General features: G+C 40.3%; 1 protein-coding gene. It reads left to right on the forward strand.

Annotation, left to right across the window (positions count from 1 at the left end):
• Positions 1-561, forward strand: a 561-nt coding sequence (locus tag ODU39_RS10205; protein ID WP_398581440.1) for a transposase, incomplete at both ends; no start/stop codon positions are given.

Consider the following 561-nt stretch of genomic DNA (forward strand, 5'->3'; position numbering starts at 1 on the left):
CAACATCTTCTACAGGTTGGCGGTTAATGGGGGATAAGTCTGATACATTCTATGATATTTCTGCACTAGACGAGAGCAACCCAGACCTTCTCTATAGGCAAGTCTTTTACAAAGAATGCCCTTTACCTCAAGATGGTCTAGAAGATCAGAGATTGATTGTAACCTTCTCAGCTAAATACAGAGATTACCAGAGAAACATACGCGAACGCCAGATTCAACGTGCTTCAAAATGGATTGGAAAACCAGCTGATTACAAGAAGAAACAATCTACAGATCCCAAGCGTTTCCTCAAAGTAATAGAGACAACAAGGGATGGGGAAATAGCTGAGAAAACGTTTATTGAGTTGGACGAGGAACGTGTTCTTTCTGAAGCAAGATTTGATGGAATTTATGCGGTGACGACAAACTTAGACGATTCGATTGAGACCATTGTGTCCATTAATCAGAGACGATGGGAGATTGAAGAATGTTTCCGTATTATGAAACATGAATTGAAAGCTAGACCAGTTTATTTAAGTCGAGAAGATCGCATTTCTGCTCACTTCACAACTTGCTTCCTTG

The sequence above is a fragment of the Streptococcus sp. 2021WUSS126 genome, assembly GCF_044427255.1.
GTDB lineage: Bacteria > Bacillota > Bacilli > Lactobacillales > Streptococcaceae > Streptococcus > Streptococcus hashimotonensis.